General features: G+C 66.7%; 13 protein-coding genes. 11 read left to right on the forward strand and 2 right to left on the reverse strand.

Going from position 1 to position 12,760, the window contains the following annotated elements:
• The first annotated feature begins 115 nt into the window (after positions 1–115).
• The 5 genes from ACZ9XP_RS13745 (at position 116) to ACZ9XP_RS13765 (ending at position 6,957) form a co-directional block, all read left to right on the forward strand.
• Positions 116–1,639, forward strand: a complete 1,524-nt coding sequence (locus ACZ9XP_RS13745) for an ABC transporter substrate-binding protein (protein WP_147689157.1) — start codon at positions 116–118, stop codon at positions 1,637–1,639.
• Positions 1,640–2,602, forward strand: coding sequence for an ABC transporter permease (locus ACZ9XP_RS13750; RefSeq protein ID WP_465188609.1), 963 nt, complete (start codon positions 1,640–1,642; stop codon positions 2,600–2,602).
• A complete protein-coding gene (locus tag ACZ9XP_RS13755) occupies positions 2,603–3,400 on the forward strand; it encodes an ABC transporter permease (protein WP_147689155.1) in 798 nt (265 codons plus the stop codon). It begins immediately after the preceding gene.
• Positions 3,397–4,770 carry an ATP-binding cassette domain-containing protein gene (locus tag ACZ9XP_RS13760; protein WP_147689154.1) on the forward strand — a complete coding sequence of 458 codons (1,374 nt, stop codon included), beginning with the start codon at positions 3,397–3,399 and terminating at the stop codon, positions 4,768–4,770. The genes ACZ9XP_RS13755 and ACZ9XP_RS13760 overlap by 4 nt, the downstream gene beginning before the upstream one ends.
• Positions 4,771–5,091: 321 nt before the next feature.
• On the forward strand, positions 5,092–6,957 hold the full coding sequence (locus ACZ9XP_RS13765) for a methyl-accepting chemotaxis protein (RefSeq protein WP_465188610.1): 1,866 nt from the start codon (positions 5,092–5,094) through the stop codon (positions 6,955–6,957).
• Between the two features lie 84 nt (positions 6,958–7,041).
• On the opposite strand, the gene gcvA is transcribed toward ACZ9XP_RS13765, so the two are convergent.
• Positions 7,042–7,935, reverse strand: a complete 894-nt coding sequence (gene gcvA / locus ACZ9XP_RS13770; RefSeq protein WP_147689152.1) for a transcriptional regulator GcvA — start codon at positions 7,933–7,935, stop codon at positions 7,042–7,044.
• 77 nt (positions 7,936–8,012) lie between these two features.
• On the opposite strand from gcvA, the gene ACZ9XP_RS13775 reads away from it, so the two are divergent.
• The 6 genes from ACZ9XP_RS13775 (at position 8,013) to ACZ9XP_RS13800 (ending at position 12,221) form a co-directional block, all read left to right on the forward strand.
• Complete coding sequence (locus ACZ9XP_RS13775; RefSeq protein WP_147689151.1) at positions 8,013–8,564, forward strand: chromate transporter; 552 nt, start codon at positions 8,013–8,015, stop codon at positions 8,562–8,564.
• Between the two features lies 1 nt (position 8,565).
• On the forward strand, positions 8,566–9,081 hold the full coding sequence (locus ACZ9XP_RS13780; protein ID WP_147689150.1) for a chromate transporter: 516 nt from the start codon (positions 8,566–8,568) through the stop codon (positions 9,079–9,081).
• A 98-nt stretch (positions 9,082–9,179) separates the two neighbouring features.
• Positions 9,180–9,959 (forward strand): DNA/RNA non-specific endonuclease, encoded by a 780-nt coding sequence (locus ACZ9XP_RS13785; RefSeq protein WP_147689149.1) that lies wholly within the window; start codon positions 9,180–9,182, stop codon positions 9,957–9,959.
• Between the two features lie 122 nt (positions 9,960–10,081).
• Positions 10,082–10,543 carry a DUF3429 domain-containing protein gene (locus ACZ9XP_RS13790; protein ID WP_147689148.1) on the forward strand — a complete coding sequence of 154 codons (462 nt, stop codon included), beginning with the start codon at positions 10,082–10,084 and terminating at the stop codon, positions 10,541–10,543.
• A 3-nt stretch (positions 10,544–10,546) separates the two neighbouring features.
• On the forward strand, positions 10,547–10,909 hold the full coding sequence (locus tag ACZ9XP_RS13795; RefSeq protein ID WP_147689147.1) for a hypothetical protein: 363 nt from the start codon (positions 10,547–10,549) through the stop codon (positions 10,907–10,909).
• Complete coding sequence (locus ACZ9XP_RS13800) at positions 10,902–12,221, forward strand: ABC1 kinase family protein (protein WP_147689146.1); 1,320 nt, start codon at positions 10,902–10,904, stop codon at positions 12,219–12,221. The genes ACZ9XP_RS13795 and ACZ9XP_RS13800 overlap by 8 nt, the downstream gene beginning before the upstream one ends.
• On the opposite strand, the gene ACZ9XP_RS13805 is transcribed toward ACZ9XP_RS13800, so the two are convergent.
• Entirely contained in the window at positions 12,216–12,707 is a 492-nt protein-coding gene (locus tag ACZ9XP_RS13805) for a heme-degrading domain-containing protein (RefSeq protein ID WP_147689145.1), read from the reverse strand. The two genes, ACZ9XP_RS13800 and ACZ9XP_RS13805, sit on opposite strands and share 6 nt — an antisense overlap.
• Positions 12,708–12,760: the final 53 nt, after the last annotated feature.

Below are 12,760 nucleotides of genomic sequence, written 5' to 3' on the forward strand. Positions count from 1 at the left end.
GCTGCTTTTGGCGGCCCCTGCACCCTGCTGTGGTGCGGCAATCCGCACTTGCCAAACAAAATGTTACTGTATAGCATTCCGGCCGATAATAATTCTCGATAAGATCGGACACGACATGCACCCTCTGCGATCCCACCTGTTTGCCGGCAGTTTGCTGCTGGCTATCGGCCTGTCTGCCCAGGCCAAACCGCTCAACCTGATCGGCCCGTGGGAAATCCACAGCCTGGACCCGTCCTCCAGCAGCGGTATCCTGTTTACCCGCATGCAAGTGGCCGAAACCCTGGTCGACGCCGACAACCTGGGCACGCTCAAGCCCGGCCTGGCCAGCCGCTGGCAGGCCAGCAGCGACCAGCTCAGCTGGCGCTTTACACTACGCGACGGCGCACGCTTTCACGATGGCAGCGCCGTGACCGCGGCCAACGTGGTAGCCGCACTGGAAAAAGCGCGCAAGAAACCCGGCATGCTGGAAAACGCCCCCATCAGCGCCATCCGCGCCGACGGCAAAGACGTGGTGGTGCAGCTGAGCAAACCGTTTGCCCCGCTACCGGCGGTATTTGCCCATACCCATACCCAGATCCTGGCGCCGGCGTCATACGCCGCCGACGGCAGCGTAAAAAGCATCATCGGCAGCGGCCCCTACCGCATCAGCCAACTGCAGCAACCGCAGCGCGTCAACGTGCAGGCCTTTGCCAGCTGGCAGGGCAAGAAACCCGCCATCAGCGAGGTGAGCTACCAGGCCATCGGCCGCGCTGAAAGCCGCACCCTGATGGCAGAAAGCGGCCAGGCGGACATCGCCTTCGGCCTGGACCCGGTAAGCATTACGCGGCTGAAAGCCAGCCCGCGTGTGAGCATTGTATCGGCCACGCTGCCACGCGCGATCCAGCTCAAGTTCAACGCCGGACACAAATGGCTGAACAGCCCGGCCATGCGCCAGGCCATCAGCCAGAGCCTGAACCGCCAGGCCATCGCCACTGCGCTGCTGCGCGACCCGGACATGGCCGCCACCCAGCTGTTCCCGCCCAGCATGAAAGCCTGGCACCAGGCCGCGCTGCCCGCGCTGGCCTACCAGCCAGAGCAAGCCCGCCGCAGCTTTGCCGCGCAGGGCTGGAAGCCGGACGCCGACGGCCAGCTGGTACGCAACGGCGAACGCCTGGCGCTAACACTGCGCACCTACCCCGACCGCCCCGAGCTGCCGCTGATTGCCACCGCGCTGCAAGAACAGCTGCGCCAGGCCGGCATTGCCGTGCAGGTGAAGGTGGGCAACTCCAGCGAGATTCCGGCCGGCCACAAAGACGGCACGCTGGAGCTGGCACTGTACGCGCGCAACTACGCACTGGTGCCGGACCCGCTGGTCACGCTGCTGGGCGATTTCACCGACGATGGCGCCGACTGGGGCGTGATGAAATGGCAGAACGCCGTGCTATCGCAACAGTTGGCCGCATTGGGCCAGGGCGGGCTGAAACCGGCGCAGGCCGCCGCCGCACGGCTGAAGGTCGCCACCATCCTGCAACAAGAGCTGCCGGTGCTGCCGGTAGCCTGGTACCGCCAGAGCGCCGCGGTCAGCAAGGCGTTGCGCGGTGTCACGCTCGACCCGCAAGAACGCAGCTACCGCCTGGCCGACATGAGCTGGGGCCGCTAAATGCCCACCCTCACGCAACACGGCCTGGCCCGCGTGTTGGGCCAGCGGCTGATACAGGCGCTGGTGGTATCGCTGCTGGTGGCCACGCTGTGCTTCGTACTGGTACAGCAGCTGCCGGGTGACATGGCGTTTCGCATTGCCGCCGGCCGCTACGGCTACGACTACGTGGACGCCGCCGCTGCCGAGGCGGTACGGCAAGAGCTGGGGCTGGCACGCTCGGCGTGGCAGCAGTTTGCCCACTGGCTACAGCAGCTGGGCCAGGGCCAGCTGGGGCAATCGCTGGTGACCGGTGGCGCGGTGCTGGACGAAATCGGCCACCACCTGGGCGCCACGCTGCAGCTGGCCGCCGCCAGCGTGGTGCTGGCGCTGGGGCTGGGCCTGCCACTGGGGCTGGCCAGCGGCCTGCGCCCGGGCGGCTGGGCCGACCGCCTGACCCTGCTATGGAGCGTGGTACTACGCACGCTGCCGCCGTTTTTGCTGGGCCTGATGCTGATGCTGGGCCTGTCGGTACAGCTGGGCTGGGTACCGGCCGCTGGCCATGGCGACAGCGGCAACCTGCTGCTGCCGGCGCTGACGCTGGGCCTGGGCCTGTCCGGCCTGACCGCGCGCATCGTACGCGACAGCGTGCTGGCCGTGGTGCAGTCCGACTACTACCGCTTTGCGCTCACCAAAGGCCTGTCGCCGTGGCAGGCTTTCTGGCGCCACGGTCTGCGCAATATCGGCGTCACCGTGGTGGCTTACGCCGGGGTGCAGCTGATCCTGCTGATCGAGGGCGTAGTAGTGGTGGAAAGCCTGTTTGCCTGGCCCGGCGTGGGCCACGCGCTGGTGCACGCCGTGTTCTGGCGCGATGTGCCCATGATCCAGGGCTGCACCTTACTGCTGGCCTGGCTATTCGTGCTGCTCAATACCGTTACCGACCTGTTATGCCTGGCCATCGACCCGCGTGGCCCGGCGGAGCCGTAAATGACCTACCTTGCTTTCTTACCCTGGCACCGCCGCCTGGCCTGGCTGCTGCTGGCGCTGGTACTGCTACTGGCCATCGCCGGCCCGTGGCTGTGGCCAGACCCGGCGCGCCAGGACCTGATGCAGTTTCTGGCCAGCCCCAGCCTGGCCGAGCCGCTGGGCCGCGACCAGCTAGGTCGCAGCGTGATGGCGCGCGTGGCCAGCGCCACCCGGCTGTCGCTAGGGTTGGCCGCACTGTGCGTACTGAGCGCTGCCCTGCTGGGCAGCCTGCTGGGCGTGCTGTCCGCCTGGCGCGGCGGCCTCACCGACACCGTGCTGCGCGGCGTGGCCGATGGCGTACTGGCGCTACCGGGGCTGCTGATCGTGCTGATTTTCTCGGCCATGGCCAAAGGCGGCTTTCTCACGCTGTACCTGGGGCTGGCGCTGGCGCAATGGGTGGAATACTTCCGTATGACGCGGGCGCGCAGCCGGCTGGTACTGGCCAGCCCGCACGTGGAAGCCTCGCGCCTGCTGGGCTTTGGCCCGCTATACATCGTGCGCCGCCACCTGTGGCCAGAGCTGTCGCCCATGCTGCTAACCATGGCCAGCTTCGGCATGGCCACCGCCATCCTGGCGCTGTCCACGCTGGGCTATGTCGGCGTGGGCCTGCAGCCGCCCGCCGCCGAGCTGGGCCTGATGATGACCGAAGCGCTGCCGCATTACAGCGAAGCGCCGCGGCTGGTGCTGGCACCGGTGGCCGTGCTGGCGCTCACGCTGGCCGCGCTGGTGCTGCTGCGCCCGCTGGAGGTAACACGATGAGCACCCTGCATCTGGGCGGCGTAGCCGTCTACCAGCAACAGCACTGCCTGCTGCAGCCGCTAGACCTCACCCTCTACCCCGGCGAGGCACTCACCGTGCTGGGCGAAAGCGGCTCCGGCAAATCGCTGCTGGCGCACGCCATCATGGGTACCCTGCCCGCCGGCCTGCGCGCCAGCGGCGAGCTACGCCAGGGCAGCCAGGCCTGGCCGCTGGCCGATGCGGCCAACCGCCGCGCGCTGTGGGGCGGGCAGCTGGCCATCCTGCCGCAAGAGCCCGCCACCGCGCTGGACCCCACCATGCGCGTACTACCACAGGTAGCCGAGGGCTGGCGCGGTGCGGCCAAGCAGGCACACACCGAGGCACACAGCCTGCTGGGCCGCCTGGGGCTGCACGCGGCACAACAGCACTACCCGCACCAGCTGTCGGGCGGCATGGCGCAGCGGGTGGCGTTTGCCGCCGCCACGCTGGGCGGGGCCAGCCTGCTGCTGGCCGACGAACCCAGCAAGGGGCTGGACAGCCAGGCCTGCGCCACGCTGGCGCAACTGCTGCAACAACACCTGGCCAGCAGGCAATGCCTGCTCACCGTCACCCACGACATCGCCCTGGCGCGCGCGCTGGGTGGCCAGGTGCTGGTGATGCGCGGCGGCGAGGTGGTAGAGCACGGCCCGGCCAGCCAGGTATTACAGCAGCCGCAGCACGCCTACACGCAGCAACTACTGGCCGCCGAGCCGCAAGCGTGGCCGGCCATCCCCCACCCGGCGCCGGGCGACTGGCTGCTGCAGGGCCGCAGCCTGGCCAAGGCCTACGGCAGCCAGACGCTGTTCCAGAACGTAGATATCGATATCGCCGCTGGCGAGCGCGTGGCGCTGCTGGCCCATAGCGGCGCCGGCAAAAGCACGCTGGGCAATATCCTGCTGGGGCTAACCCGCGCCGACCACGGCAGTGTGCGCTACCGCGACGGCCTGCCGCGCACCGCCTGGCAAAAGCTGTATCAGGACCCGGTGCAGGCCTTTGCCCCGCACATTAGCCTGCACACCGCCCTGCACGACGTGCTGCAGCGCTGCGGCCAACCTGTCGCCAGCCTGGAAACGCTGCTGCACCGGCTGCGGCTATCGCCCGATCTGCTGGCGCGCAAGCCGTCACAGGTATCCGGCGGTGAGCTGCAAAGGCTGGCGCTGATCCGCACCCTGCTGCTGCAACCGGCGCTGCTGTTTGCCGACGAGCCCACGTCGCGGCTGGACCCGCTCACCCAGCAAGACACCCTGCACTGCCTGCTGGACGAGCTGGCGCGTATCGGCTGCGCGCTGCTGCTGGTTACCCACGACCACGCGCTGGCAGGCAAAGCCACCAGCCGGCAGCTACGCTGGTAAGCCACTGCCCCGTACCGCACCTGCCGTGGTGCGGGGCAGCCCTTCCCCACACCCCCGCCATGGCGCTGCTGCAGCGCCACACACCGCATACGGCAGCCCGCATTTTTGACGCCGCCCCGCCCCCGCACGCACATTGCCGCTGGACTATTTATCATTGCCTGTTAACATTTGGCCGGTATATTCATTACAAAACAATACAAATAGTAAGGTTATTCCTTACCACACACCGACCCACCCAGAGGCGAACACCGGCCGGCACGACAACGGCAGGGCTCGCCCTTTTTCATCTAGAGGCACACCATGTCGTTAAAACAGCGACTTATGCTTTTTGTGGCCATCCTGCTGGCCATTGCCATTGCCTTGCTGTCGGCGCTGGCCTACCAACGCATGCGCAGCGAAATCGTACGCGGCGTAGAACAGGAACTGAACGCCGCCATTACCGGTAACAGCCAGGCACTGGGCCGCTGGGTAGGCCAGCGCGGCGATGCCATCCGCGCCACGGCCAACCGCTTGGGTAAAGAAGACGCCAGCGCGCCGTACGCCAGCCTGGAACAAGGCAAGGAAGCCGGCGGCTTTGACCAGATCTTTGCCGGCTACGAAGACAAAGCCATGCGCTACGACGACCCGAACCGCCCGCCCAAGCCCGGCTACGACCCCACCGCCCGCCCCTGGTACAAGCTGGCCAGCGAAAAACGCAGCGTGGTGCTGACCCAGCCTTATATGTTTGCCAGCCCCGCCAAGCTGGGCGTCACCCTGGCCAGCCCCATCCTGCGTGATGGCCAGCTGGTGGGCGTGGCCGGTGGCGACATCGTGCTGGAAGGCCTCACTGCCGTGGTGAAAGGCATCAAGCTGCGCGGCGACGGCTACGCTTTTCTGGCCACGCGCGAAGGCAATATCGTGGTGCATCCGGCCGAGGGCAGCACGCTCAAACCGGTGAGCGAGGTGATGAAAGGCTTTGACACCAGTTTGCTGACGGCGGCCAACAACACACCACAGCTGCACGAGGTCGATATCGACGGCCACACCTACTACGCCCAGCTGGTACCGGTAGAAGGCACCGACTGGGTGCTGGGTACCGTGGCCGAAAAAGACGTGCTGCTGGCACCGCTGAACCAGATGCTGGTCACGCTGATGCTGGCCGGCCTGGCCGTGGCCGTGGCGGCCATCCTGCTGGCCAATGTGGCGCTTACCCGCCTGCTAGCCAACCTGGTCCGCCTGCGCGATGCGCTGCTGGATGTGGCCAGCGGCCAGGGCGACCTGACCCACCAGCTGCACATCGATAGCCGCGACGAAATCGGCCAGACCGCCCAGGCGTTCAACCGCTTTATTGGCAGCCTGCGCCAGATGTTTGTCGAAGTGCGCGACCACTCGGTCTCGCTGAACGGCGGTATTGACGCGCTTAACGGCATTACGCGCCAGCTGGCCAGCGATTCGCAGCAGCAGGCCGATGCCTCCAGCGCCACCGCCGCCACCATCGAACAGATCACCGTCAGCATCAACCACATCGCCAGCAACGCCGGCAGCGCCGAAGAATCGGTGGTACAAACCGGCCAGACCTCGCGCCAGTCGGCGCAGTCGGTGGGGGCACTGGCCGACAGCATCGAAGGCATTGCCTGTGCCGTGGGCGAGCTGGCTACCACGCTGGGTGGCCTGGGCCAGCGCTCGGCGCAGATGGACCAGATCATCAACGTGATCAAGGATATTGCCGACCAGACCAACCTGCTGGCGCTGAATGCGGCGATTGAAGCCGCCCGCGCCGGTGAAATGGGCCGCGGCTTTGCCGTGGTGGCCGACGAAGTGCGCAAGCTGGCCGAGCGCACTTCCAAAGCCACGGTGGAGATCGGTGGGCTGATTCACGCCACGCACGCCGACGTCAATTCGGCGCTGGCCAATATGAACAGCACGCAGCAGTCTGTGCAGTCCGGCGTGGGCGCTTCGCGCCAGGTGGCGCAGGAGATTGCCGGCATCGAAAGCGAAGTGGGCCGCGTGGTGCAAACCATCCGCGACATCGCCGACGCCACGCGCGAGCAGTCCATTGCCACCACCGAGATGGCGCGTGCGGCCGAGGTGGCCAACCACATGGCCATTGAAACCGACCAGGCAGTACAAACCGCCACGCAAACGGTGAACGAGCTGCACCAGCTGTCCAGCCACCTGCACGGCATGGTGTCGCGCTTCCGCCTGTAAACGGCAGCCCGACAAAAGCACAAGGCCGCAGCATCCGCTGCGGCCTTGTTGTTTTATCCAGCCAGACGATAGACCGAACCAAGCCTAGCCCGCTTGCCAGACCTGGCCTTCGTCTTCCAGCCAGGCGCAGAACCCGGCGCACAGCGGGTCTTCTGCCAGCGCCAGCGGCACCACCCACGAGTAGCCGCGCACCCGCACGGCCGGGGCGGGCAGTGCTACCTGCAGCTTGCCGCTGGCCAGCAGCTCGTCAATCACCGGCCGTGGCCCCAACGTAATGCCCATGCCGTCGACTGCGGCCTGCAGCGCCAGATAGTAGTGGTCGAAATGCTGGTTGGCCGCAGGCTGCAGGCCGGGCACGCCGGCGGCGGCCAGCCAGCGCTCCCACGCCACCGGCCGCGTTTCGGAATGCAGCAAAGTATGTTGCGCCAGCGCGGCCGCATTGGGCAGCGGCTGGCGCGCCAGCAGGGCCGGGCTGGCCACCGGCAGCTCGTGCTCGGTCAGGAATATATGCGAGACAAAGCCGTGCCAGTGGTCGTTGCCACGGCGGATAGCGATATCGAAATCGGCGTTCTGGTTATTGATGATGGCGTCTGAGGTGGCCAGGCGCAGTTCGACTTCGGGGTGGCGGCGCTGGAACTGTGTCAGCCGCGGCAGCAGCCAGTGCATGGCCAGCGTGGGGGCGGCGTTGATACGCAGCAGCCTGGGCTTCTGGCTTGTGAGTTTTTCAGTGGCGTTGGCCAGGCTGTCAAACGCAGCTTGCACCACCGGCAAATACTGGCGCCCGGCGTCGGTAAGCTGCAGCCTGCGGCCAACCCTGTCGAATAATGCCAGGCCCAGCCAGTCTTCCAGCAGCTTTACCTGCCGGCTAACAGCACTGTGGGTAACGTGCAGCTGCTCGGCGGCGGCGGTCAGGCTTTGGTAGCGGGCGGCCATTTCGAAGGCACGCAGCGCGTTAAGCGGGGGGAGCTTGCGGTTCATGCTTGTGAGAATAACGCACAAGCAAAGCCAGAAAAAGCCGTTTGTGCCACGGCGCTGGCCGCCCTACGCTAAGGGGTATGAACACCCTGATCATTCCAGACAAACAAGCCCTGTTTCGCGGCTTTTTTCTTATCGGCCTGAGCGGCTTTGGCGGCGTGCTGCCGCAGGCGCAGCACCAGCTGGTACAGCGCCGCGGCTGGCTTACCGATAGCGAGTTTGCCGAGCTGCTGGCACTGGGCCAAATACTGCCGGGGCCGAATATCGTCAATATGGCGGTGGCCATCGGCAGCCGCTTTCACGGCGTGGCCGGCGCACTGCTGGCGGTGGCCGGCTTGCTGCTGGCGCCGCTGGTGCTCATCCTGCTGCTGGCGACGCTGTACCAGCATTATCAGCAGGCCAGCTGGCTACAGCAGCTGCTGGCCGGGCTGGCACCGGCCGGCATCGGCTTGTTGCTGGGCATGGTGCTGAAGTTGGCGTCACGGCTGCCCCGCCGCCGGCTGCCGTGGCTATTGGCCCTGCTCACCTTTATTGCCGTAGCAGGCGTGCACCTGCCGCTGTGGCTGGTGCTGCTGGTGCTGGCACCGCTGGGCATAGGCCTGGCATGGCACTACCCGCAAGGAGGGCTGTGACATGCTGCTGTTCCTGTTTCTGATGTTTGTACAGTTCTCCCTGCTGGCGGTGGGCGGCGCCAACGCCATCGTGCCGGAGCTGCACCGTGTGGTGGTCACCGAGCTGCACTGGATGAGCGGCCAGGAGTTTGCCGCACTGTTTGCGCTGGCGCAGGCTGCGCCGGGACCGAATGTACTGATAGTGAGCCTGGTAGGCTGGAAGGTAGCGGGCGTGCCCGGCGCCATTGTCAGCCTGATCGGCATCTGCCTGCCGTCGTCGCTGCTCAGCTTCTGGGTGGCGCGCTGGTGGCAGCAGGCGCGCGGCAGCCGGCTGACTACCGCCATCAGCAAGGGGCTGGCGCCGCTGACCGTGGGGCTCATTGCGGCAGGTGTGGCCATGATGGCCGCCAGCCATCCGCCAACCCTGGCTGGCGGCCTGCTGCTGGCTATCTGCGCACTCTTGAGCTGGCGCACACGGCTGAACCCGCTATGGCTGCTGGCGGCAGGCGCTGCCGCCGGGCTGGGCGGGCTGGTGTAAGCCCGCCATCGATAGCCCGCCTGAAGGCGGGCAACAACGCCACATTGCGATAAAACTTGCTATAGAATTGCCGGCCTTTTCCCGCTGTTGTTGCTTGCATGAAAAAGCCGCTTGCCCTGCTACCCCTGCTTGTTGCCCTGCTTTACGCTGCTGTCGAACACTACCAGGCCCCGGCCACCCCTGCTGCGGCCAACCCTGGCCCAGGCGGGCCGCAAGTAGCCACCCGCTTTGCCGACTGCCCGCAGCTGTTCTACCGCAACACCCCGCCAGCCATCCCTGCCGCACAGCAGCACGCCAGCACGCGCGAGCTGTGCTTCGACGATTTTGCCATTCTGTACGACGGCGACCGGCGCACGCCGGTATTTGCCGCCGAAAAGCTGTCTGCCCGCAGCCTGGCCGACGCCGACGAAAAGCGCACCGACCGTTTCTACGAAGAAGCCCGCCTGCGCAGCAGCGAGCGCGCCACGCTGGCCGACTACCGCGGCAGCGGCTACGACCGCGGCCATATGGCGGCAGCGGCGCAGCGCACCACGCCCGAGGCCATGGCGCAAAGCTTTAGCCTGGCCAATATGGTGCCGCAAGTGCCGGAAAATAACCGTGGCGTATGGGCCCGCGCGGTAGAGGCCGCCACGCGCAAATACGTGCAGCGCGCCAGCGGCGATGTGTACGTGTTTACCGGCCCCTATTTCGACATGCAGCAAACCCCGCGCTACGCGGGCAAGGTGCGCGTGCCCGACGCCTTGTACAAGCTGGTATACGACCCCGCCACCGGCAAGTCCTGGGTGTACTGGACCGCCAATGCCGACGTGGCCAAGCCGCAGATGCTGACCTACGCCGAGCTGCAAAGCCGCACCGGCATAAGCTTTCTGCCGCAGTAAGCACCGCACAGCCAGCGGGCACGGTTGGTCACACCAGCATTTTGTCCACGTTTTGTATTGGACAAAAATCGGGCGCATTACTATGATCAGGGCAGTAATGAACCCTGCCTTGGCCCGCCATCATGACCTCCGATACTGCCCCCGCACCTCTGCCCGCCCCGGCCGCCTGGCTGGGCTACGGCGGTGCCTTGCCCTTTATTGCCCTGGCTGCCTTATGCTGGCTAGCCGCTAGCCACGCCGGCTTCTGGTTCGGCCTGCTGCTGGCCTACGGTGCCGTGATTTTGTCGTTTGTCGGCGCGCTGCACTGGGGCTTTGCCATGACGCTGCCGGGGCTGGACACCGCACGCCGTAGCCGCATGATGGCCTGGAGCGTGGTACCAGCGCTGCTGGCCTGGCCGGCGGTGCTGCTACCTGCCGCCCCCGGCGTAGCCACCCTGCTGCTGGGCTATCTGCTGCATTACCTGCAAGACCAGCGCCTGTGCCGCCATGCCGACCTGCCCAGCTGGTACCTGCCGCTGCGCCGCCACCTCAGCCTGGCCGCCGGCACCAGCCTGCTGGCTGGCATGCTGGCACTACAGGGCTAAGCCATGAGCCGCTACTTCAACAAACTGGGCGGTTTCCAGCGCAGCCCCGCCGGGCTGGAAAGCCGCCTGCTGGCGCTGGCGCCGCGCTGTCTGGTTTACGGCACGCTGCTGCTGGGTAGCCCTATCTGCCTGTGGCGGCTGCAGGTCTGGTTGTGGCCCGGCAGCCTTAGCGCACAACAAGCGAGCATGGTGGATATTCTGGCCATCAGCTGGCTGATTCTACTGTGGACGGTGGTGTTTACTGTGGCGCTGGGCGCATGGATCGTGCGCATCATGAAAGGCCCGGCCTACGTGGCCGATGCCTACCCGCTGGCCGACCACCCGCGCCCCGGCAGCCAACCCGCCGCGCCACCACACCATGACTGACAACGCCAAATCCCGTGCTGTACCCGTGGGCCGCCTGTCGCGGCTGGCGCGCCTGGGCACCCTGGCCGGCGGCATAGCCGGTGGCATGGTGGCCGAAGGCGCACGCCGGCTCGCCAGCGGCCAACGCCCGCAATGGCAAGACCTGCTGCTGACCCCGGCCAATGCCACCCGCTTTGCCCACCAGCTATCGCAGATGCGCGGCGCCGCCATGAAGATGGGGCAGCTGTTATCCATGGACGCCGGCGACCTGCTGCCGCCTACCCTGCGCGATATTCTGGCCACGCTGCGCGAAGACGCACACACCATGCCGCTCAGCCAGCTGGCGGACGTACTGGAGCAGGAATGGGGGGAAGACTGGCAAACACGTTTCAAACGCTTTTCTTTTCAGCCGGTGGCGGCGGCGTCCATCGGCCAGGTGCACCGTGCCGAGCTGGCCAGCGGCCAGACGCTAGCCATCAAGGTGCAGTATCCCGGCGTGGCGCGCAGCATCGACAGCGATGTAGACAATGTCGCCAGCCTGCTGCGCCTGAGTGGCCTGCTGCCGCCGGGCTTCGAGCTGGCCCCCCTGCTGACCGAGGCCAAGCGCCAGCTGCACCAGGAAGCCGACTACCAGCAGGAAGCGGCCAACCTGCAGCACTACCGCCAGCTACTGGCAGGCCACGCCGACCTGCTGCTGCCGCAAGCCGTGCCCGAGCTGTGTACGCCGCGCATCCTGGCCATGGACTTTATCGACAGCGTGCCCATCACCACGCTGCAGCAGGCGCCGCAGGCCGAGCGCGACCGCGTGGCCACCCTGCTGTTCGATTTATTGCTGCGCGAAATCTTCGACTTTGCCTGCCTGCAAAGCGACCCGAACTTTGCCAACTACCGCTACCAGCCAGATAGCGGCCGGCTGGTGCTGCTGGACTTTGGCGCCACGCGCCGGCTGCCGGCCGACACAGTGCAGCACTACCGCCGCCTGCTGTTTGCCGCACAGGCGCAAGACCGGCAGGCGCTGGGCGAGGCCGCTACCGCGCTGGGCTACTTTCCGCAGCAGGTATCGGCGCGGCATTACGACGAGGTGATGGCTATCTTTCTGCTGGCCTGCGAGCCGCTACGCCACGCCGGCGCCTACGACTTTGGCAACAGCACGCTGGCCGCCCGCATGCGCGACGCCGGCTGGGCCATGCGCCACGAGCGCGACGCCTGGCACACTCCGCCGGTGGATGCGCTGTTCCTGCACCGCAAGGTTGCCGGGCTGTACCTGCTGGCCGCCCGCCTGCAGGCACGGGTGGACATCGCCAGCCTGTTTGCCCGTTACACCCAGCTATAACGCCAGGCGCGGCACGTCGGCCAGGGCGTACTGGCGGGCTAGTGCCTCGACCACCAGCTCGTGGTCGGCGCGCTGCGCCAGGCCAGACACCCCTACCGAACCGATGCACCCTACGCCAGCCACGCGCAGCGGGAAGCTGCCACCATGGCTGGCGTAATCGCGCTCTGGCAGCGCGCTGCGCTCGGCCAGGGTTTTGCCTTTTAGCTGGCAGGCCAGCCCCACCGCGTAGGAGCTTTGCTGGAAATGCTGCACCACATTGTGTTTGCGCCGCAGCCAGTCGTCGTTGGCGGGCGTGGCGCCGGGCAGCATGCTGAAAAACAGGCGCTGCTGATTCACCGTAATGGCAATGGCCACCGGGGCTTGCTGCGCCAGCGCCAAGGCCCGCAGCGCCGAGCCCAGCTGCCAGGCGTCGTTTTCATCGAAATGCGGCAGTACCAGCATGGTTTCCTGGCGGGCGACCAGCGCCAATTCGTCTTGTAGCAACATGGGGTGTCCTTGAAAGCAGTGTGAGCCAGTATGTGGCAGCACGTGGTCAGGGG

The sequence above is a fragment of the Vogesella perlucida genome (genome assembly GCF_979366545.1).

Coding starts and splice junctions, on each gene's coding strand:
- ACZ9XP_RS13745 (WP_147689157.1), top strand. CDS start 116: ATGCACCCTCTGCGATCCCACCTGTTTGCCGGCAGTTTGCTGCTGGCT.
- ACZ9XP_RS13750 (WP_465188609.1), top strand. CDS start 1,640: ATGCCCACCCTCACGCAACACGGCCTGGCCCGCGTGTTGGGCCAGCGG.
- ACZ9XP_RS13755 (WP_147689155.1), top strand. CDS start 2,603: ATGACCTACCTTGCTTTCTTACCCTGGCACCGCCGCCTGGCCTGGCTG.
- ACZ9XP_RS13760 (WP_147689154.1), top strand. CDS start 3,397: ATGAGCACCCTGCATCTGGGCGGCGTAGCCGTCTACCAGCAACAGCAC.
- ACZ9XP_RS13765 (WP_465188610.1), top strand. CDS start 5,092: ATGCTTTTTGTGGCCATCCTGCTGGCCATTGCCATTGCCTTGCTGTCG.
- gcvA (WP_147689152.1), bottom strand. CDS start 7,935: ATGAACCGCAAGCTCCCCCCGCTTAACGCGCTGCGTGCCTTCGAAATG.
- ACZ9XP_RS13775 (WP_147689151.1), top strand. CDS start 8,013: ATGAACACCCTGATCATTCCAGACAAACAAGCCCTGTTTCGCGGCTTT.
- ACZ9XP_RS13780 (WP_147689150.1), top strand. CDS start 8,566: ATGCTGCTGTTCCTGTTTCTGATGTTTGTACAGTTCTCCCTGCTGGCG.
- ACZ9XP_RS13785 (WP_147689149.1), top strand. CDS start 9,180: ATGAAAAAGCCGCTTGCCCTGCTACCCCTGCTTGTTGCCCTGCTTTAC.
- ACZ9XP_RS13790 (WP_147689148.1), top strand. CDS start 10,082: ATGACCTCCGATACTGCCCCCGCACCTCTGCCCGCCCCGGCCGCCTGG.
- ACZ9XP_RS13795 (WP_147689147.1), top strand. CDS start 10,547: ATGAGCCGCTACTTCAACAAACTGGGCGGTTTCCAGCGCAGCCCCGCC.
- ACZ9XP_RS13800 (WP_147689146.1), top strand. CDS start 10,902: ATGACTGACAACGCCAAATCCCGTGCTGTACCCGTGGGCCGCCTGTCG.
- ACZ9XP_RS13805 (WP_147689145.1), bottom strand. CDS start 12,707: ATGTTGCTACAAGACGAATTGGCGCTGGTCGCCCGCCAGGAAACCATG.